The 19,066-nt window shown below is 43.8% G+C and carries 16 protein-coding genes; 11 read left to right on the top strand and 5 right to left on the bottom strand.

The window, feature by feature from the left end; genetic code table 11:
• Window positions 1–15: 15 nt before the first annotated feature.
• Window positions 16–1,221 (top strand): Pycsar system effector family protein, encoded by a 1,206-nt coding sequence (locus Q0993_RS03025; protein ID WP_299529638.1) that lies wholly within the window; start codon window positions 16–18, stop codon window positions 1,219–1,221.
• Here the strand turns inward: Q0993_RS03025 and Q0993_RS03030 are convergent.
• Entirely contained in the window at window positions 1,218–3,599 is a 2,382-nt protein-coding gene (locus tag Q0993_RS03030) for a GAF domain-containing protein (protein WP_299529640.1), read from the bottom strand. The genes Q0993_RS03025 and Q0993_RS03030 overlap by 4 nt on opposite strands.
• A gap of 114 nt (window positions 3,600–3,713) precedes the next feature.
• Between Q0993_RS03030 and Q0993_RS03035 the strand changes: the two genes are divergently transcribed.
• On the top strand, window positions 3,714–4,616 hold the full coding sequence (locus Q0993_RS03035; protein ID WP_299529668.1) for a metallophosphoesterase: 903 nt from the start codon (window positions 3,714–3,716) through the stop codon (window positions 4,614–4,616).
• A gap of 15 nt (window positions 4,617–4,631) precedes the next feature.
• On the opposite strand, the gene Q0993_RS03040 is transcribed toward Q0993_RS03035, so the two are convergent.
• From Q0993_RS03040 to Q0993_RS03050, 3 genes are all read right to left on the bottom strand, one after another.
• Window positions 4,632–5,360 (bottom strand): energy transducer TonB, encoded by a 729-nt coding sequence (locus Q0993_RS03040; protein ID WP_299529642.1) that lies wholly within the window; start codon window positions 5,358–5,360, stop codon window positions 4,632–4,634.
• Between the two features lie 400 nt (window positions 5,361–5,760).
• The gene (locus tag Q0993_RS03045) at window positions 5,761–7,410 is read right to left on the bottom strand and encodes a Gfo/Idh/MocA family oxidoreductase (protein WP_299529643.1); all 1,650 of its coding nucleotides are present in this window, start codon (window positions 7,408–7,410) and stop codon (window positions 5,761–5,763) included.
• Window positions 7,407–7,901 (bottom strand): DoxX family membrane protein, encoded by a 495-nt coding sequence (locus Q0993_RS03050; protein ID WP_299529644.1) that lies wholly within the window; start codon window positions 7,899–7,901, stop codon window positions 7,407–7,409. Before Q0993_RS03050 ends, Q0993_RS03045 begins: the two co-directional genes overlap by 4 nt.
• Before the next feature lie 316 nt (window positions 7,902–8,217).
• Between Q0993_RS03050 and Q0993_RS03055 the strand changes: the two genes are divergently transcribed.
• From Q0993_RS03055 to Q0993_RS03070, 4 genes are all read left to right on the top strand, one after another.
• A complete protein-coding gene (locus Q0993_RS03055; RefSeq protein WP_299529645.1) occupies window positions 8,218–9,060 on the top strand; it encodes an alpha/beta hydrolase in 843 nt (280 codons plus the stop codon).
• A gap of 26 nt (window positions 9,061–9,086) precedes the next feature.
• Window positions 9,087–10,502 (top strand): BNR-4 repeat-containing protein, encoded by a 1,416-nt coding sequence (locus Q0993_RS03060; protein ID WP_299529646.1) that lies wholly within the window; start codon window positions 9,087–9,089, stop codon window positions 10,500–10,502.
• A 72-nt stretch (window positions 10,503–10,574) separates the two neighbouring features.
• Window positions 10,575–11,318 carry a GDSL-type esterase/lipase family protein gene (locus Q0993_RS03065; protein WP_299529647.1) on the top strand — a complete coding sequence of 248 codons (744 nt, stop codon included), beginning with the start codon at window positions 10,575–10,577 and terminating at the stop codon, window positions 11,316–11,318.
• 66 nt (window positions 11,319–11,384) lie between these two features.
• Window positions 11,385–12,038 (top strand): hypothetical protein, encoded by a 654-nt coding sequence (locus Q0993_RS03070; RefSeq protein ID WP_299529648.1) that lies wholly within the window; start codon window positions 11,385–11,387, stop codon window positions 12,036–12,038.
• Window positions 12,039–12,181: 143 nt separating this feature from the next.
• Here the strand turns inward: Q0993_RS03070 and Q0993_RS03075 are convergent, their stop codons facing one another.
• A complete protein-coding gene (locus tag Q0993_RS03075) occupies window positions 12,182–14,368 on the bottom strand; it encodes an acylase (protein ID WP_299529649.1) in 2,187 nt (728 codons plus the stop codon).
• A gap of 243 nt (window positions 14,369–14,611) precedes the next feature.
• On the opposite strand from Q0993_RS03075, the gene Q0993_RS03080 reads away from it, so the two are divergent.
• Genes Q0993_RS03080 through Q0993_RS03100 form a run of 5 tightly spaced genes read left to right on the top strand, consistent with a single transcriptional unit; the run spans window position 14,612 to window position 18,875 of the window.
• Window positions 14,612–15,040 carry a SoxR reducing system RseC family protein gene (locus tag Q0993_RS03080; protein ID WP_299529650.1) on the top strand — a complete coding sequence of 143 codons (429 nt, stop codon included), beginning with the start codon at window positions 14,612–14,614 and terminating at the stop codon, window positions 15,038–15,040.
• Window positions 15,041–15,044: 4 nt separating this feature from the next.
• Window positions 15,045–15,935: a Fe-S cluster domain-containing protein gene (locus tag Q0993_RS03085; protein WP_299529652.1), complete on the top strand. Its 891-nt coding sequence runs from the start codon at window positions 15,045–15,047 to the stop codon at window positions 15,933–15,935.
• Window positions 15,928–17,256, top strand: coding sequence for an electron transport complex subunit RsxC (gene rsxC / locus Q0993_RS03090; protein ID WP_299529654.1), 1,329 nt, complete (start codon window positions 15,928–15,930; stop codon window positions 17,254–17,256). The genes Q0993_RS03085 and rsxC overlap by 8 nt, the downstream gene beginning before the upstream one ends.
• A 6-nt stretch (window positions 17,257–17,262) precedes the next feature.
• Window positions 17,263–18,273, top strand: coding sequence for an RnfABCDGE type electron transport complex subunit D (locus Q0993_RS03095; protein ID WP_299529656.1), 1,011 nt, complete (start codon window positions 17,263–17,265; stop codon window positions 18,271–18,273).
• A gap of 2 nt (window positions 18,274–18,275) precedes the next feature.
• The gene (locus Q0993_RS03100) at window positions 18,276–18,875 is read left to right on the top strand and encodes an RnfABCDGE type electron transport complex subunit G (protein ID WP_299529658.1); all 600 of its coding nucleotides are present in this window, start codon (window positions 18,276–18,278) and stop codon (window positions 18,873–18,875) included.
• Window positions 18,876–19,066 lie beyond the last annotated feature (191 nt).

The raw sequence follows: 19,066 nt of genomic DNA on the forward strand, positions 1-19,066 counted from the left end.
AAAAAATCTCTTGGTATGTCGGAAATTCTCGAAAAAACTGAACATTTTGTAACCGATTTATTGACCAATCAACTGGATCCCAATTACCTGTACCACAACTTGCGCCATACCCAAAGGGTCGTTGAAAGTACACAAGAATTATTGAATTTTTACAACCTAAAAGATAAAGAAAATAATACACTTGTTCTTGCGGCATGGCTTCACGATACCGGATATACAAAAGGTCCGGAAAATCATGAGGAGGCAAGTTGCTCCATAGCCCAGGAATTTCTTACATCCCAGGGCCTTAATAAGGACGTGATACAAGATGTTTCCGCTTTGATCATGGCTACAAAACGCTATTATCAGCCTAAAACCCTTTCAGAGGAAATTATCCGGGATGCGGATGCGTCACACTTGGGACAGAAGAGTTATTTGGAAACCTCCGAACTACTTCGTGAAGAATTGGCAAAATTGGGTATCGCCGAATATTCATTCAAGGAGTGGCAAGAGGCCAACGTAAAAATGTTTCGGTCCGAACATCGTTTTTATACGGAATATGCCAAGGAAAACTGGCAGGATCGCAAGGATAAAAATTTAGCCGATATTCTGAAGAACAAAAAAGATGACAGAAAGCTTTTAAAAAAAGAGCAACTTAAGGCCCAGCTCAAAAACCAGAGCCCAGAGCGTGGTATACAGACCTTATTCAGGGTCACTATGCGCAATCATTTAAAGCTTAGCGATATTGCGGATACCAAGGCCAACATATTGTTGTCAGTTAACGCGATTATCATTTCGCTGGTACTGGCCAACCTTATCCCTAAACTGGATAATCCATCCAACTATTACCTTATTTATCCTACGGTCATCTTTATTGTATTCAGTGTCATCTCCATGATACTTTCCATTTTGGCTACGCGACCTAATGTGACCAGAGGTGAGTTTACCAAGGAAGATGTAAAGGAACAAAAGGTAAATCTGCTCTTTTTTGGAAACTTCCATAAAATGAAACTTCCAGAGTATGAATGGGCCATTCAAGAGTTGATCAAAGACCAGACCTATGTGTATAAATCCTTGACCAAAGACCTTTATTTCCTAGGGAAGGTCTTGGATAAAAAATATAGGATCCTACGTTTAACCTATACTATTTTCATGATAGGCATGGTGCTTTCCGTAATTGCCTTTGGAGTAGCGTTCAAATTTTATGGATCGGAAAGAATTTTGGAGCTGACACAGCCTTAAGAACTTAATTCTTCCATAAGGTCATCATAGGTATACGTTTTTTCGGTGGCTGTTTTTGTATCCTTGGTTTTGTACAAAATGTCGGCCCTAATAGCCTTTAGTCCAGAAACCCCTTGTAGGCCCTCCAACTCCACAATTTCTACTTTACCATCAAAATAGCCCTTGGATTTCAGGAATTTAACGTATCTCAAATATTCCAGTTCATCTGTCTTCTGAGAATAGACGATGACCATTTTTCCAGGTTGGGTTAGACGTTCATTGGTCCCTTTAACGAATGACTTGTCGATACGTTTTTTGATAATCTCATAACGGGCATTGTAGGTTCCATCAACATCGAACCTTTTTTCGTCCATACGAAAACGAATGGACAAAGAAGTATTATACACCAATATGAGTGAGGCGACATCCAAGGGAACCGGCAGATGCGGTTTAAGATTGTAATGCGTGTTTTCCATTTCGCACATTACTTGTAGTTGCCACAATCTAAGGTTGTTCAGATAGAGGGAATCAAAATCCCGGTCTCCCACAATAGAGTCTCCAATATACATATTGTGTTCCACCCCATCGGTCTTATATCGTTCGAAATAATGTGGGAACATGGCTTGGGCATCTTCCTGTTTCTTATCCATCACGGCCACCAGTTCCTGATTGATGTCCATCACCGTTTCATCATAGTTTCTGCGATGGTCATAATACGATTCCGTACCAGGGTCAATTTTGGCCTCATACGCGGATATCAAATTCTGCAAGGTGTCGTTCGTCTTTTTCAAATGTCCAAAAACCGGAACGATCTCCTCTTTCACAAAATTGAAAATTGCCTGTTCGCTATTGGTGTGAAGCACTTCCTTAATGGCATCTACATGATTGTTTACCCTAAACATCAGCTCCTCGTAAATGGGCAACTGATTTAACTTAAAAGCCTCTGCCAAGACATCATTGATCTCGGAAAGCTGTATCATCAAATCACGCTGAATGGCCATATTTCTAGCTTGGGAAGAATTTTTAATGTCAATCTGGCCATATAGCGGATATACGTCCTTAAAAACAATTTCCTTGAACGCGGGTTGCCCTCCTTCCAAGTTATCCTTTATAAAATGCTTGGCTTCTTCCCTAAAACGCCAGTATACGGACTCATGGACCGAAGTACATTCATGCTGGATAATTGCATCTATCAAATTCTCTTCTTCTGCTTTGGAACGCTGTACCGCAGAGACTATGTAAGGCATTACATCCTCTAATTTGGTAGCGTTTACACTATTCAACTCATTGACCTTTTTGGAAACCAGTTCCAAGACACCAAGTAACTTCCCGTTATCCGCAATAGGGGCAAAAATAGCACTTTTTATACCCTGCTCTTTCAAGTTTTTGTAAGGATTGATTCCCCCGGATATCTTGAAATACTTATCTACGTTGGAAATAGCGAAGTATTCGTTGTCCTTTAACAACTTGCTGTAGGAGCCCTGGCACAAAGCCTCCTTACAGGCCTCCGTTTCCGAATGGTTTAGAATAAAACTGTTCATTCCTTTTCCATAGACCTTCTCGAACTGTTTCGTTTCAGGATTAAAGGCAACAAAACCTACCTTGATCTCAGGTAGGTTAAAAAAGGATCGGAATGTCTCCTGGAGTTCCTCCATGAAATTATCGCTACCTCTTTTGTCACTGGCGATAAGACCCGATTTTATTTCAGAAATGGAGTGTTCTACCGTTACATCGAACATGTTGGAAATTACAAAGCCTTTGGAAATAAAACTATTGGGAGGTATTTTCTCTTTCCAGATTTCCGGGTTATCAAAATTCTCCAAGAGTTCGTCCACATCGTCTTGAGTTAAATCCTTGGCTTTTTCTGTGGGATGTATCTCAAAAAAATCGGCATTATATAAAATACGGTAGTGTCGCATTACCCCCTTGGCATCGGGGATATCATAGAAAAAAGGTCTTTTGAAATCCATGGGAAACCCATAATGGAAATTTAGGATGACCGTACATGCCATGATGTACATTTGATCCTCGGGCATATTCCGCATCTCCGGGACAAAATCCTTCCCCGCGTTTTCCAATATTTTTTGGAACCGTCTCGAAGAGTTAAAAACTATATTATCAAAGGGAATCGAAGCTGCTTTTATTTCGTTGTCCGTCAACACTTCGGAAAAGGCGTCCTGCAGAATAATGCGTATTACCTTTTCGTGTTTTTCCAAAAGAGAGACATCCACAAATCCTTCACGAAGTTCCGGATAGGGAGCCTGTGCCTCTAGGATACGTTTTGCCTTTGCCACCAAAAACTCGTCATCACTTTCGAGCATGGCATCATAATGTTTCAACAATTTGTTGAAACTGATTAGCTGGATAAAAGGCGACTCTACATTTCTGTTGTCCTCCATATCAGTGTTAGTCGTTTAAGGGAGGGTAAAGTTACAAAAGAAAAAATGGAATATTGTTAAGGTATTCTTTAAGGGTTTCACTGCTTTTTTTGGATATTTATGGAAAATACAAGAATGTCCTCCTATTTTCGGTTAACCAGGGCTTACAAAAATGCCAGAATACTTCCTTTTGATGACAGTTCCAAATTCATTCTTTTTAGCGATTGTCATCGGGGAGATAACAGTTTTGCGGATGACTTTGCCAATAACCGGAATATCTATTTCCATGCGTTAAGACACTACTTCAATGAAGGATTTCAATACTGCGAACTAGGTGATGGGGACGAGCTATGGGAGAATATGCATTTTGAATCCATTTTTGAGGCCCACAAAAATGTATTTAAGTTGTTGCGGCAATTTCATTTGGAAAATCGTTTGCATATGGTTTGGGGAAACCATGATATGGTCTATAAAGACCCCCAATATGTTAGAAAACATTTGTCCAGCTATTTTGAGCCTATTGATGAGAAAGACAAGGACTTATTTGAAGGCATCACATATAATGAGGCCATTGTTTTAAAGCATCGGGAGAGCCAACAAGAGCTTTTTTTGACCCACGGCCACCAAGCGGATTGGTGGAACTATACTTTTTGGCGTTGGGGTAGATTTTTGGTCAGGGTACTTTGGAAACCCCTGCAGGTTTGGGGGATAGCGGATCCCACAAGCCCGGCAAAAAATTACAAGGAACTCCGAAAGGTGGAGCGGCGCATTAAAAAATGGATCCTAAGGAACAAATTATTGATTACGATTTCGGGACATACACACAGGCCCCGTTTTCCAGAGCCTGGTGATATTCCTTTTTTTAATGATGGTAGCTGTGTACATCCCAGAAGCATAACTGGAATTGAAATCGAAAACGGAAAAATAGCCCTGATAAAATGGCAAATTGCCACCCGGGAGGATGGCACTTTGCAAATTGTAAGGTTATTACTGGAAGGGCCCCAGAAGCTTGCCGATTATCAAATGGCCAAGGACTAGGGCCCTACTTTGAGGTTAGTTGGTTCGTAACTTAAAGCTTACAGGTATACTATAAGGTACTTTTACGGCTCGGCCCCTTTGCATACCTGGAGTCATTTGGGGCAGGGATGCGATAATACGACCAGCCTCTTTCTCCAAATTGGAATCCGGACCACGTGTCCTAACACTAGTGATATAACCTTTGGTGTCTATGACAAACTGAACGAAAACCCTTCCCTGAATTCCAAGTTCCGCAGCGGTAGCGGGATACTTAAAGTTTTTAACAACGTGTTCCTGTATTTTTCTTTGGAAACAGGCCTTACGTTCGGCATTCGTGGTCATATTCTCACAACCAGGAAAAATCGGTACATTTTCTATGACTGCAAAAGGTACTGTAATCTCTTCTTCTTCCTCTTCCACAGCTACATCATCAACCTCGATTACCGCGTCGATTACGGTCTCTTGGTTTATTTCGGTACTTTCAATAATCGTTTCCTCAATTTCCTCGGTATCATCAACAACCTCAATGATTTCGGGAGCCGATGGTGGCGGTGGCGGTGGTGGTGTCTTGATTTGTTCCGTTTGCGGTACATTTTCCTTAATGTCATCCACCACGTTCATGGCCTCCGCAACATAATCCTCGGTCTCATACGTTTTGTACTCCAAAGCTCTCCACGTAAGAAAAAGAACAATGGTAAGGCCTATTACGAAGAAAAGGCCACTATCTTTATTTAAATCTGCTTTTGGGTTTTTTTTAGGTCTCATCTTAAAAAAATTTAGCGTTACATATACTTACAACCCATACTTAATAAAATCAGGCATCTAGGATAACTATGCAATTGGGTTATTAAAAATTGCCGTTTGGATTATTCGCTTATCCTAGTAAATAGTTCAATTGTTTATTTGTATAAATGTAAAAGCATAAGAGCAGAAAAAACATGACAAATGTCATGTACATAATTTTGATGGCTTTTTTTTATCAAATCATCATTTAATGCTGTTTTAATTCCCAAAATAATGATGAAAATGTATTTTTCGGCTATAGGGAACGTCGTCAACAAAACGGAAAATAACCCCTTGAAACCTTGGATAAGGAAACCAAAAAACCCCGATCTGATCGATCGGGGTTTTCCAGGAATAAAACAGTAGGGCCGCTATGAGACCTTTACCCTTCTATCTTATCCATCTCCATCTGTTGCATTTCCAAAAACTTCGGAATATTTTCAACTGTTGTATTGGCCAAAAGTGCCTGGTCAAAGTCAATGCCTTCAATAGGTTTAAGTATCTCCTTTTCGCGATCCCATTCGATCCTTCTTCCCAATTTATAGGAAAGTCCTGCCATATGAGAGGCAATGGCTTCTTCAAAACCTTCGTCGATACCACAACTTAATTTACCTCCGTTTTTGGCCGCACTCAACCATTCCCGCATATGAAGGAATGTTGAATCTACACGGGCTCCGTTGATATAAGTCCACATAAGTCCTTTATCCGCAAAATACTGCGAAGTTGCGGAAGCCACGGCATCCGGAGAATTTGCTCCAGGATTGTATTGATAGATGGGAACGTTCGGATTCATCTTTTCCGCTTCGATCATATCGGCATAGCGAGTGGATCTACCATCGGGCCAAACCGTTAGTCGGTTACCGAGTTCCATAGTGGCATCATGTCCCATTAGGATGGTGGGACGATTAAAGCCATTGCCCAAGGTAGCACTGTACACGAACGTCATGCCTTTCTCCTTACCTTCTACTTGACTACTACCGGTAGAGTAGTTGGGGAATTCCATATTTACTTGCAGTACGTCCGGTACATTACGTCCATCATTATGGGTATAAATACCTCCCGAAGTCATCACAGAATCCGGGATTCCCATTTCCAAAACACAATTCAGGCGGTCGTAATCATGGGAAAGCAAATCCCCGGAAAGACCGGAACCATAAGACCACCACTTACGCCATCTAAAGAAGTGATTTTTATTAAAGGGAACCTTGGGAGCTGAGCCCAGGAACATATCCCAATCAATGGTCTGTGGACTGGCATCCTCATGAATGTGGTACATCCAAGCTCCGTTATCATCATTTCTATTCGTATTCGTCTGAATCAGGGATACGTGACCCAGAGTCCCTTTTTTGATAATATCCTTGGCCGTTTGGAAACTCAAGGTCTGTCTGTGTTGATGACCAACCTGCAGGACTGCCTTTGATTTCCTCGCGGCGTCACGCAACCTGTAGGTCTCTTCAACGGTATGCGTCATGGGTTTTTCAATATAGACATGTATATTGTTTTCCAAGGCATCTATAGCCATTGGTGCGTGCCAATGGTCTGGAGTGGCTATTACCACGGCATCTACCTCTCCACTACGAATCATTTCCTGATGGGTACGATATCGCTTTATCTTATTATCATCCGCATTAAAAGAATCCAGAGCCAAATTAGCCCTATAATCGAAAATATCGCAGACTCCAGTTAATTTTACGTTTAGTTTCTCTTGGGCCATAAAGTCCTTAAGGGCAGAGTGTTTTGGATTTTCCTCAGCGGCCAATTTCATATCCTCCTTCCATTTTTTGGTGGCAAAACCAAGGGCGCGACATAATTGCTGACCCCGAATACCAAAACCAATAATTCCTACCCGAACCGGGTCGCCACTAATACCGGGCACGGCTTCTGGTAAGGAGGGTTGTATGTTCAATTGTTCCAATATGGCGGAACGTTCCCTTTTCTTGGAAACTGTATTGGCGGCACCAGCCCACCAAACGGCACCTAATATCGGAATACCTCCTAAACCTTTAAGCGCGTCTCTTCTTGTCCATTTCATGATAATTCGGTTTTAGTTATTTCCTTATTTCTTTTGAGGATTCCACTCAATCCAAAAAACTCACCTGTAGGAACTTGGTAAAGTACAAAACAAGCCATAAGTTCTATGAGATTTTTATTTACAAACCAGTAACTTCCCTCTACATTCAATTGGGTAACCCATGGGAAGGAGGGATGGGCAAGATAGTACAGGGCCAATAGAAACATGGCAACCAAGGCCCCCCATTTCTCCCAGATTCCCAAAATCAACGTAATGCCCACAAAAATCAAGGCCATTACATTCATCCAATCCGCAATACCTATAAAGGAATCGCTGGTAATTGCCACAAAAATGGGTCTAAAAGGTCCTTGTGCAGACGCTAAATACCCGAAAGAGGTCCAATCAGGATTATACAATTTAATAATCCCCTCATACAAAAAATGCCACCCGATAAAGAGCCGCAATAACACGAGTCCATTTCTCAAGTGTTTTTCATTTCGAATTGTTATCATACGGTTAGATATTTTGGTTATACTAGTACGTCCTGAAAATAAGTGTCACAAGCGCTAAAAAAACAAAGCCCTATAGGCCCTTTTGTAATTTTCAAAGCTACGCCCGTATCACTTGAATTTCTATGATATTTGTCATGTCCATAAATTTCGTATTAAATTTTTAAACAATTGCTATCCTTTCCTGTTTTTTAAAGGGTATCTCACAAAATACGGGTAAAATTTGTACTGTTGTCACACATCCCTTTAAAAAAGTATACCCTGCCTTGTACGAACCGCATAAATCGCTATTTTTAGACTTAACCTAAATGTCCGGGATATGCTAAAAAAGTATTCAGTTTTGGCGATTATTTTCATATCCTACTTTAGTCCATGTTCGGCCCAAAAAAAACTACTGTACAAACAAATCGATACTGTTCGTTTGTTTGTTGAAATCCATGCACCTCAGAATATAAGGACAACGGACAAACTTCCGGCCCTTGTTTTCTTTTTTGGAGGGGGTTGGAAAGGTGGGGACCGACACCATTTTTTGAATCATGCTCGGTATTTTTCGAAAAGGGGCTTGGTCTGTTTTTTGGTGGATTATCGAACGGAGGGCCAACACGGTACCACCCCTTTTGAGGCCTTAAAGGATGCCAAATCCTCTATGCGGTTTATTCGTAAAAATGCCCTTGAACTTGGGGTTGATCCTTCTAAAATTATTGCATCAGGAGGCTCGGCAGGGGGTCATTTAGCCGCCGCTACAGCTTCAATAGAAGGTTATAACGAGGAAAGTGATGATACGTCCGTTAGCTGTATTCCCAATGCCTTGGCCCTTTTTAACCCGGTTGTCGACAATGGGCCGGGAGGTTATGGATATGAAAGAATAGGGCCGGCCTACAAAGACTTCTCCCCGCTCCACAATCTAAAAAAAGGGGCGCCACCCACCATATTCTTCTTGGGCACCGATGACAAACTTATTCCTGTGGTAACCGCCCAGTACTACAAAACGGTTATGGAAAAGATGGGAAGTAGCTGCAAGCTGAAACTTTACGAAGGGAAAGGTCATGGGTTTTTTAACTATGGTAATTTTGACCTGTATAAAAAAACGGTTTTGGAAATGGATCATTTCTTGCAGTCCTTAGGCTATTTGGAGCAAAACCCAGTAATTGAAATTGAATAGATGACCATTATCCTTTAGTCCATGTAATGATGTCGTATACGCTTTACCGCTTCCTTATCCTATTTCTTTGCTTTCAAAATCTCCTTTTTGGGCAGGACACCGTGGATCTTAGAAATACCAAAATCAATGGTTATCGAGGGATTTGGTTTGAACTGAACCAAAAATATGCCTACGGTGACAAGTATTCTGGGGGCTTGGGAACCTATACCGCAAAGCACATCCCATTGGCAGTATATTCTCCAAAAGCCGACAAAACCTTTTTTGTATACGGTGGCACCACTGATAAGGATAAAAGACGTCTTCTTTGTATGATCGGTTCTTTTGACCATAAGACCTTAACGGTAAACAGACCGACGGTAGTCTATGACAAAATTGTCGTAGACGACCCACATGACAATCCTGTACTTTATATTGGGGATGATGATCATATTTGGGTATTTGTAAGTGGTCGTGGAACAAAACGTAAAGGAATCAAGTTACGAAGCGTGGAACCCTTGTCCACGGAGAAGTTTCTGATTGTCGCCGAAGAAGAGTTTACCTATCCACAGGTATGGCATACCGATAATGGATTTTTTCACTTTTTTACCAAGTATACGGGCGTTCGGGAACTCTATTTTGAAACCAGTCCCGATGGAAAGGCGTGGTCCCCTACCCAAAAATTAGCAGGAATCCCTTCCGGGAAAGACTACCGCAGTGGACATTATCAGGTTAGTAATTCATTCAAGGGAGGTGCAAAGTTGGCCACGTTTTTTAATCGTCATAACAACGGACATCCCGATACCAGAACGGATCTTTACTACCTCCAAAGCAAGGATCACGGGAAAACCTGGACAACGGTTCAACAAGACACCCTGTTGCTTCCCATTAGCGCTATCAGTAGCCCGGCTAGAGTAATCGACTATGACTCCCAAAAGAAAAATGTATACCTAAAAGACATGCAGTTTGATGCCAGCGGCCAGCCTATATTACTTTATATAACTAGTAACGGCCACGAGCCGGGACCCAAAAACAAACCTTATGAATGGCGCATTACCAAGTGGACGGGCCAAGAGTGGAGGACAACGGTGGTTTGTACTTCGGACCATAATTATGACATGGGTAGTCTATACGTCGAAAAGGATATTTGGAAAATTGTGGGACCCACCGAACCTGGTCCCCAGAAGTACGGAACAGGCGGCGAAATCGCCATATGGATATCTTGGGATGGCGGAGAACATTGGAAAAAAGAAAAACAAATCACCTCTTCCAGTCAATGGAACCACTCCTACGTTAGAAGACCCTTATACGCAAAGGCGCCTTTTCAATTCTTTTGGGCCAACGGGAATCCCAAAGAATTTGGTAAGTCCGAGCTTTTCTTTGGAGATTTCTATGGCAACGTCTACAAATTACCCTATGTCATGAAAAAAGATTACGAAAAGCCCCAACAATATGCCAGGGAATGAAATTATTTTGTACTAGACCCTATTTCATTTAATAGGAGTAATTTTTATTTTTGACCTTAACCTTACTTTTCAATGGACAGAAGACAATTTTTGGCCCATTCCTCCATCCTACTTATGGGCAGCTCTTTTTTGGGTTGCCTTTCCAACAATAGGCCTACATTAAAGAGCGATCAAATCATCGGTTGTTTAGGGGACAGTATCACTTATGGAAACAAGGAAGGTTATGTAGAACTATTGCAACAATACTATGCTAAGAACCATCCTGAAATGAACCTTACATTCCGGAACTGGGGCAAAAGTAGTGAAACCATTACCGGACTTACTGAAGAGCACCATCCTGGCCCTAGGCCCTATCTATTTGAACGCTTGGATACCCTTATGGATAGTGAACCCGTAGACGTTATTACTTTTTGTTACGGCATCAATTGTGGTATTTATGGTCCCCCTTCCCAAGCACTTTTCGATAGTTACAAAACTGGTATTTACACCTTTTTGGAAAAAATAAAACAAAGGAATATTAGGGCCATACTTTTAACCCCTCCCCCCTTGGTCCTGGACGTTGCCCCTATTTCTCCTGCTGCCCAGGAAACCAGCTATGGATATCTGAACCCGTATCCAGATTACGATAAGGAAGTACTCCAAGAATTCAAGGAAATTGTATTGGATTTTAACCATAGAGCGGTCATGGACATCATTGACATCAATACTCCTCTTTTTAAGAACAGAGCGGATTGTTACGACACAGATCCCATTCATCCCAATGCACAAGGTCACCGATTGATAGCCGATATGATCATCGAAAATTTTGGAATTTAACACGGCTTTAAGCCCTCATGGCAGGGTATTTGCTATCTTTAGGACGTATTTGTCCAGGATAATACGATGCAATTAAAATCGATACTTGTAGTAGGCTTTGTAAGTTTGGCGACTTCCTTGATGTACGCCCAAACGGATATTCCCGCACAAAAACCGTTAAATATCGAAGCCGCCAACAAGTTGGACCCTTTGGGAAAACCTAATCAGGGCACGGCACTCAATATCCCTTCCATTATAGATGACAAGCCCGAAATAAACCTAAGGGATTCCCTTAAGAACCCGGTAAAAATGCTGCCAGACCGCGAACTGGTACAGGCCGGCCATGGAATGAAGATAGATGCCAAGGTAGGTCCAAGAAAACCGAAGGAGGGCTCCAAGGAGCATTTTGGGGATATGTACATGGGCGATGTAAAAAGTAATGGAAAATTTGTCGGCGTTATCTGTAGAGACCACGAATTCGTGGATGGCGATCGGGTAAAGATTTACCTAAACGACCAGGTCATAGATCATAACGTATTGCTTACAGGGTCGTTTAAAGGGTTAAACGTAGATTTGCAAAAGGGTTTCAACAAACTGGATTTTGAAGCCTTGAACGTAGGGTCCTCCCCCCCAAATACGGCACAAGTGGATGTCTATGACGACCAGGGGCAGTTGATTTATTCCAATAAATGGTTGTTATCCGCAGGATCCAAAGCAACGTTGATTATCACCAAAGAGTAAATCTGTTACAAGCAGCAGCCCTTAGTTCGCTTTGGCCGAAATTCCAAATCACAAATTTCAAATTCCAAGGCCAACCTTCCGAAGGATAAATCTCCAAATCAAGGCATTTTCAAATTAGATGAACCGCGTTATAGGTATAAAGCTTACTCCCTAGAGCCCGGTGTATAGGTCTCCCTAGCTCTTTTTAGCACATCCTCTTTGTAATAGGCCACATCTTTCCATTCAACATTGGAATAGGGTAACGCCTGATCATCAAAATGAGGGGAATTGGGATCTCCACTTTGGCCCCCGGCCATAATACTTTTTGCCTTAACGGTGTCCCCAAACTCCACAACGGCAACAAAACTGTTCCCCCGGGTGCCGTAGATTTTTTTGGTATTGTTATCATAACGTGCCCCATATGCGGCCAAGGCACCCCACTTACCCGAGGCAAAACCGATAGGAATGCTTGGCTTATCGTCATCAAAAGGTTGGTAAATATCCCCATTCAATCGCTGATAGCGGTTAACTTCGCCCCAGGGCATTCGCCAGGTACCAAAATCAGCTGTTAAACGATTCAATACCGCCGTAAAAATGGATATTCGTTCCCCCTTTGGCGAGCTGTTCCCGAAATAGTCGATTAATTGCATCACACTAAGACCATCGGGGTAATTCCCGTTCTCCATGTACATAGTACCATAATAATGAGCCAAGGTCATCGCTATCGATTCCTTTGAAGTTTTAAAATCCCATTGGCGAAGTTCTGCTATGGCAGAGGCAAACGGCTCGGTTGGATTGTCAATACCCTCACTCGCTTCAATAAGGCCAGGAATCAATTCGGCAAAAGCGGGTAGATAGGGGTCGTGGGCCAATTGAATGAGGCTATCCAAAGTGTATCCTTTTTTGTCCTTCAAGAGGTCAATGGCATGTACCCCACGAAAGTTTTCCCTATCCAGGGACATATATTTTGGGTAGTTCTCCCGTTTTGGGTTGTATCCCAAGGCTGCGGTATAGGGTGTGGAGTTGCAATTCTGTATCCAGCCATTTCCAGGATTGAGCAACAGTATGTTCTCATCTACCGTATGTAGTCCCTGCCAATCGGTTTCAGGGTTACTGCCATCAACAGGTCGGGTATAATCAAAGCGTGTATCCCGTTTTGGAATAAAGTTCCCATGAAAGTAGGCAATGTTCCCTTCCGCATCGGCATATACCGTGTTATTGGAGGAATTGGTCCGGATATCCATCATCTTTCGGAAACCTTGATACCCATTTTGTTTGGTTCGGATGTAGGACTGCTCTAAGGCCTTGACCGGCTCCCACATCATGGCCGAGGCGGTCCATAGCCCATTTTCCATATGTGTTATGGGACCATGATGGGTATGGTAAGCGGGAAACGATTTTTCGCGGATTCTATCGCCCTCTTTATACTTCAAGATGATTTCCGATGTTTTTACAGGACGTAATTCCTCTCCATATTGGTAGAGGAGCTTATCATCCATAGAAATAATGGTTTCCTTAAATTCGTCCAGCACATCGGTATAGGTACTGGTATGCATCCATCCAGTCTTTTCATTGAACCCCTGGTACACAAAAAACTGGCCCCAAGTAACTGCCCCGTATGCATCTAAACCTTCCTCGCTAACCACATGCACCTCGCCCCTGAAATAAAAGGAAGTATGCGGATTGATTAATAATAGGGGATTCCCGGACTGTGTCAATGCTCCGGAAATGGCAATTCCGTTGGATCCCTGGGGCTCTGCCATGGCGTCCTTTTTCTGTATTTCCAGTTCCGCCGCCTCAGGAATTTCCATACCACTTTCATAGAACGCCTTGATTTTCTCAATGGAAATTCGCTCAATATCCCCCCCTATGGAGCCTTCACTGAAATACATGGGCATCCACGGCTCAAACCGCGTCAATAGCCTGGGTTTCACCTCGGGATGGGTATGGAGATAATAATTTACCCCATCCGCAAAGGCATTGCACAGTTTTTTTAGCCATTCCGGACTTTTCTCGTAATTGGCCTTGGCCTGGGCCTCCGTCATGAACAACTTGGCTCTTAAATCGCTGTAAAGGGCTTCCTCACCCTCCACTTCGGCCAACCGGCCCGTGGCCCAGATATAGTTTTGCTCCACCCGGTTAAAGTCGTCCTCACATTGGGCATAGAGGAGTCCAAAAACAACATCGGCATCTGTTTTCCCATAAATATGGGGAACGCCAAAATCATCGCGAATAATGCTGACATTCTCGGCTTGGGCCTGCCACTGCCTTACTTCCGGATCGGTGGTGTTTTCTGTCTTACAAGAAACAACACCTACGAAACAAAGAATGGAAAGAAGTTGGTATTTCATTTCAACGGATTTGGCATGAAAATAAATGTCTTATCCATGAAATACTAATTAATGATCAAAAAAACAAACTTACTTCCATGTATATCCCACGGACCGATTCGTAATTTCCCAAAAGACGTATTTTTCATCTTGGCCTTCTAACCTATTGATCCACAATCAACTACTTTCGAATCCAATACCTGACATATGTCATAAAATAGGCGGGGCTTTTCCTCTACTTTTACCCTAATGTAGTTAAAGAACATGATGATGAATACGGCACCGACGGCGAACGATACCTTTATCCATTTTGGGACGATATCCAGAATTGAACGCAATTCATTGACCGTTGCCTTGGATGAAAACGCCCATTGCGAATCTTGTCGTGCCAAGGGTAGCTGCGGAATTGCAGATTCCAAGGAAGTGGTAGTTTCGGATTCCAAGGGGAACTTTGCCCTCAACGAACCCGTTGCGGTAGTCCTCAAAAAGGAAACCGGTCTAAAGGCCGTATTTTGGGCCTATTTGTTTCCTTTTGTCTTGGTGATATCCACCTTATGGATCGCTTCGGGGTTTCTACAGGAATGGATGGCCGGGCTATTGTCGCTCTTAATCTTGGTCCCCTACTACCTGATCATCTACCTGTTGCAGGATGTATTTAAACAGGCCTTTAAGATTTCAATCCTAAAAGTGTAACCTTATGACGGACTCCATACTATACAGCGTTCTTTTGTTGGCTTCCCTGGGAGTAACGGCCGCCATGGTGCTCTATGTGGTTTCCAAAAAGTTCTACGTATATGAGAACCCTTTGATTGCCGAGGTGGAGGATTTGCTCCCCGCTGCCAATTGTGCCGGATGTGGTTCCCCCGGGTGTAAGGCCTTCGCTGAAAAATTGGTAGGCACCGATGATATATCCGATCTATTCTGTCCCGTAGGAGGTAACGATGTTATGCAATTGGTTTCGGAGGCCTTGGGCAAGGAAGTGGCGGAAAAAGACCCCACGGTAGCCGTGGTACGCTGTCAGGGCGCTTGTGACGTACGGCCTAAGACCACAGAATATCAAGGTCCGAAATCCTGTGCGATTTCCTCCTTGATCTATAGCGGTGAGACAGATTGCCAATATGGGTGTTTGGGGGACGGGGACTGTGTTGCTGTCTGTAAGTTCGATGCCATGTACATGGACGAAAACACCGGCCTGCCGGTGGTCATCACCGATAAATGTACCTCTTGTGGTATGTGTGCCGAGGCCTGCCCCCGTGATATCATAGAAATGCGGCCCAAGCAAAAACGGGACCTTAAGATTTATGTGGGATGCTTGAACGAGGATAAGGGCGGAATTGCCAGAAAAGCATGTTCCGTAGCTTGTATCGGCTGTTCCAAGTGTTTTGATATCTGCCCCAAGGAGGCCATAACCATGGTAAACAATCTTGCGTATATCGACCCTGCTTACTGTACACTTTGTAGAAAATGCGTACCGGTATGTCCTACCGACTCCATAGTGGAAACCAATTTCCCACCCAAAAAAGTAAAAAAGGTAGTGCCCGATATTGTGGCCCAGGTTGAATCCGTAATAGCAGAGAACAATGCTTAAGACCTTTCCAAAAGGAGGTATCCATCCTCCGGAGAACAAATTGACCTCGTCCAGGCCGATACAACGATTGCCGGTACCCAAAGTGGTCTATGTCCCCATAGCACAGCATATAGGGATTCCGGCGGAGATTGTTGTGGATCGTAAGGATAAGGTGGAAATGGGCCAGGTCATAGCCAAATCGGGCGGATTTGTCTCTTCCAACATCCATTCCCCGGTAGCAGGGACCGTCACCAAATTGGATATGATCGTGGACAGTTCGGGCTACAAAAAGCAATGTATTGTCATCCGCACGGATACCAAAAATGCCTCCAATTTTGAGGAGACCAAGTATCCTTTGAAACGGGAAATCGACTTGGAACCTCAGGAGATAGTGCAACGCATTTCCGATTATGGTATCGTTGGTCTAGGGGGTGCCACATTCCCTGCGCATGTGAAATTGAACGTAAAGGCGGATAAAAAAATCGACTGCCTGGTCATCAACGGCGTGGAATGTGAGCCGTATTTAACGGCAGACCACAGATTGATGTTGGAAAAGGGCGAGGAAATCCTGATGGGCATCAAAATTTTGATGTACGCCCTAAAGGTTCCCCGGGCAATCATCGGCATTGAGAACAACAAGATAGACGCCATTGAAACCTTCAAAAAATTGACGTTAGGGGAACCCAAGATCCAGGTGGCCGCCCTACAGGTAAAATATCCACAGGGTGGGGAAAAACAATTGGTACGGGCCTTGCTGCAGCGGGAAGTTCCCAAAAATGGACTGCCACTGGATGTAGGCGTAATCGTGCATAATGTGGGGACCATTTTTACCATTTACCAGGCGGTGCAACATAACGTTCCTTTGATCGAACGCGTTGTGACCGTAACGGGCAAGAAAATGGAAAAGGCCTCTAATTTTTGGGTAAGGATAGGAACGCCCATAAAAGACCTGATCACCGAAGTGGGCGGTATGCCGGAAGGCACCCGTAAAATTGTCAATGGCGGCCCTATGATGGGGAAGGCCCTAAAGAATACGGACGTACCGGTAACCAAAGGTACTTCGGGCATATTGGTCATTTCTGAGGATGAGGCAAGCCGGGGCGAAACCCGGCCCTGCATTCGCTGTGGCGAATGCGTATCGGTCTGCCCCATGGGACTGGAACCCCACTTATTGATGAACCTTTCGGAAAAAGGGATGTTCGAAAATGCCGGCCAGGAGGATATCCTTACCTGTATCGAATGTGGTTCGTGTAGCTATGTATGTCCTTCACACAGACCGTTGCTGGATTACATCCGATTTGGAAAAAGTATAGTCAAAAAGTTGGACGTCTCAAAGAATTAATAATATATGGATAGCCCTCCTATTGTTATCTCCGCCTCACCCCATGTACATTCCGACCGGACTTCCAAGCGCATCATGTATGATGTGGTCATTGCCATGGTTCCCGCTTTTTTGGTCTCCCTGTACGTATTCGGGATCAATGCATTTATCGCTACGGGAACCGCTGTTGTTTCCTGCCTCCTGTTCGAATATCTGATTCAGAAGTACCTTTTAAAGACGGAAATCACCATAGCCGATGGTTCTGCCTTGATTACCGGAATCTTGTTGGCTTTTAACCTGCCTGCGGGCCTGCCGATATGGATGATCGTCGTGGGTAGTTTGGTGGCCATAGGCATTGCGAAGTTGTCCTTTGGGGGCCTGGGGTTCAATATCTTTAATCCCGCTTTGGTAGGCCGGGTATTCCTCCTGGTCTCCTTTCCGGTACAAATGACCCTATGGCCTACCGCCGTTGAAAATAACACTACCCTCGCCGATGCCGTTACCGGGGCCACTACCTTGGGCATCATTAAAGACGGACTGCAATTTGGCGGAACTATGACAGAACTGAGTGCCCAACTCCCCTCCCATCTCAATTTGTTTTTGGGAATTACCGGCGGATCCCTAGGTGAAATGTCCGCCTTGGCCCTACTCTTGGGCGGTTTATACCTCATCGCAAGAAAAGTGATTACGTGGCACATTCCGGTGGCCGTATTGGGGACCATGGCCCTGATGACCGGAATTTTCTGGTGGGCCGATCCGCAACACTATGCCAATCCCTTGATCCATATCTTGTCCGGTGGTGCTATCCTGGGGGCCTTTTATATGGCGACCGATCTGGTAACCAGTCCGGTGACCAAAAAGGGGATGCTGATCTTTGCCATAGGTATCGGGGTAATTACGGTGGTCATTCGCTTGTTCGGATCCTATCCGGAAGGGATTTCCTTTGCCATCTTGATCATGAACGCCTTTGTACCCCTGATCAACAAATTTTTCAAGCCGCGTAGATTCGGTTCCAAAATAAAGGCCAAAATCGTATGATAATGCAGAAAAAAGAATCGACTTTCCTCAATATGGTGCTGTCCCTTTTGGTCATCACCCTGGCAGCGGGATTCTCCCTGGGCTATGTAAACGACATCACCTTGGAACCTAAGGCCAAGGCCAAATTGGCGAAAAAGGTCAATGCCCTTAAAACGGTGCTGCCCGAATTTGACAATCATGCGGTTTCGCAGGTCGTGGTCATTAAACCGGAATCCGTAAGGGATAGTATCGAAATCTATCCGGCTTTTCAAAATGGGGAATTCGTTGGGGCCGCGGTAACCGGATCTTCGGAAAAAGGCTATAGTGGCCTTATACGGATTATGGTCGGTTTTACGCCTGATGGACATATTTATAATATCTCCGTTTTGGAACAAAAGGAAACCCCGGGACTGGGCACAAAGATGAAGGGCGAAAAGTTCCTGCGGCAATTTCGGGACAAAGATCCGAACCAATACGATTTAAAAGTGGCAAAGGATGGAGGCGAGGTCGATGCGCTTACAGGAGCTACCATCACCACCCGGGCCTTTACGGAAGCCACACAATTGGCGTATGATGTCTTTATGGAACAGAAGGGGCAGTGGACAGTCAACAGTGATCAATGAACAGTGGACAGTGAACAATGAAAAGTTATAAGTGTTTAGTGTTGAGTAAAAAGTAATGAGTAATTGGTTGATAGTTGGCGATATGCGCATAGCGATGAAGTGGTAAGTGGTAAGTGGTAAGTGGTAAGTGGTAAGTGGTAAGTGGTAAGTGGTAAGTGGTAAGTGGTAAGTGGTAAGTGGTAAGTGGTAAG

Origin of the sequence: Ulvibacterium sp. (assembly GCF_028285715.1) — a bacterium.
Lineage (GTDB): Bacteria > Bacteroidota > Bacteroidia > Flavobacteriales > Flavobacteriaceae > Ulvibacterium.

Coding starts and splice junctions, on each gene's coding strand:
- Q0993_RS03025 (WP_299529638.1), top strand. CDS start 16: ATGTCGGAAATTCTCGAAAAAACTGAACATTTTGTAACCGATTTATTG.
- Q0993_RS03030 (WP_299529640.1), bottom strand. CDS start 3,599: ATGGAGGACAACAGAAATGTAGAGTCGCCTTTTATCCAGCTAATCAGT.
- Q0993_RS03035 (WP_299529668.1), top strand. CDS start 3,714: ATGTCCTCCTATTTTCGGTTAACCAGGGCTTACAAAAATGCCAGAATA.
- Q0993_RS03040 (WP_299529642.1), bottom strand. CDS start 5,360: ATGAGACCTAAAAAAAACCCAAAAGCAGATTTAAATAAAGATAGTGGC.
- Q0993_RS03045 (WP_299529643.1), bottom strand. CDS start 7,410: ATGAAATGGACAAGAAGAGACGCGCTTAAAGGTTTAGGAGGTATTCCG.
- Q0993_RS03050 (WP_299529644.1), bottom strand. CDS start 7,901: ATGATAACAATTCGAAATGAAAAACACTTGAGAAATGGACTCGTGTTA.
- Q0993_RS03055 (WP_299529645.1), top strand. CDS start 8,218: ATGCTAAAAAAGTATTCAGTTTTGGCGATTATTTTCATATCCTACTTT.
- Q0993_RS03060 (WP_299529646.1), top strand. CDS start 9,087: ATGATGTCGTATACGCTTTACCGCTTCCTTATCCTATTTCTTTGCTTT.
- Q0993_RS03065 (WP_299529647.1), top strand. CDS start 10,575: ATGGACAGAAGACAATTTTTGGCCCATTCCTCCATCCTACTTATGGGC.
- Q0993_RS03070 (WP_299529648.1), top strand. CDS start 11,385: ATGCAATTAAAATCGATACTTGTAGTAGGCTTTGTAAGTTTGGCGACT.
- Q0993_RS03075 (WP_299529649.1), bottom strand. CDS start 14,368: ATGAAATACCAACTTCTTTCCATTCTTTGTTTCGTAGGTGTTGTTTCT.
- Q0993_RS03080 (WP_299529650.1), top strand. CDS start 14,612: ATGATGATGAATACGGCACCGACGGCGAACGATACCTTTATCCATTTT.
- Q0993_RS03085 (WP_299529652.1), top strand. CDS start 15,045: ATGACGGACTCCATACTATACAGCGTTCTTTTGTTGGCTTCCCTGGGA.
- rsxC (WP_299529654.1), top strand. CDS start 15,928: ATGCTTAAGACCTTTCCAAAAGGAGGTATCCATCCTCCGGAGAACAAA.
- Q0993_RS03095 (WP_299529656.1), top strand. CDS start 17,263: ATGGATAGCCCTCCTATTGTTATCTCCGCCTCACCCCATGTACATTCC.
- Q0993_RS03100 (WP_299529658.1), top strand. CDS start 18,276: ATGCAGAAAAAAGAATCGACTTTCCTCAATATGGTGCTGTCCCTTTTG.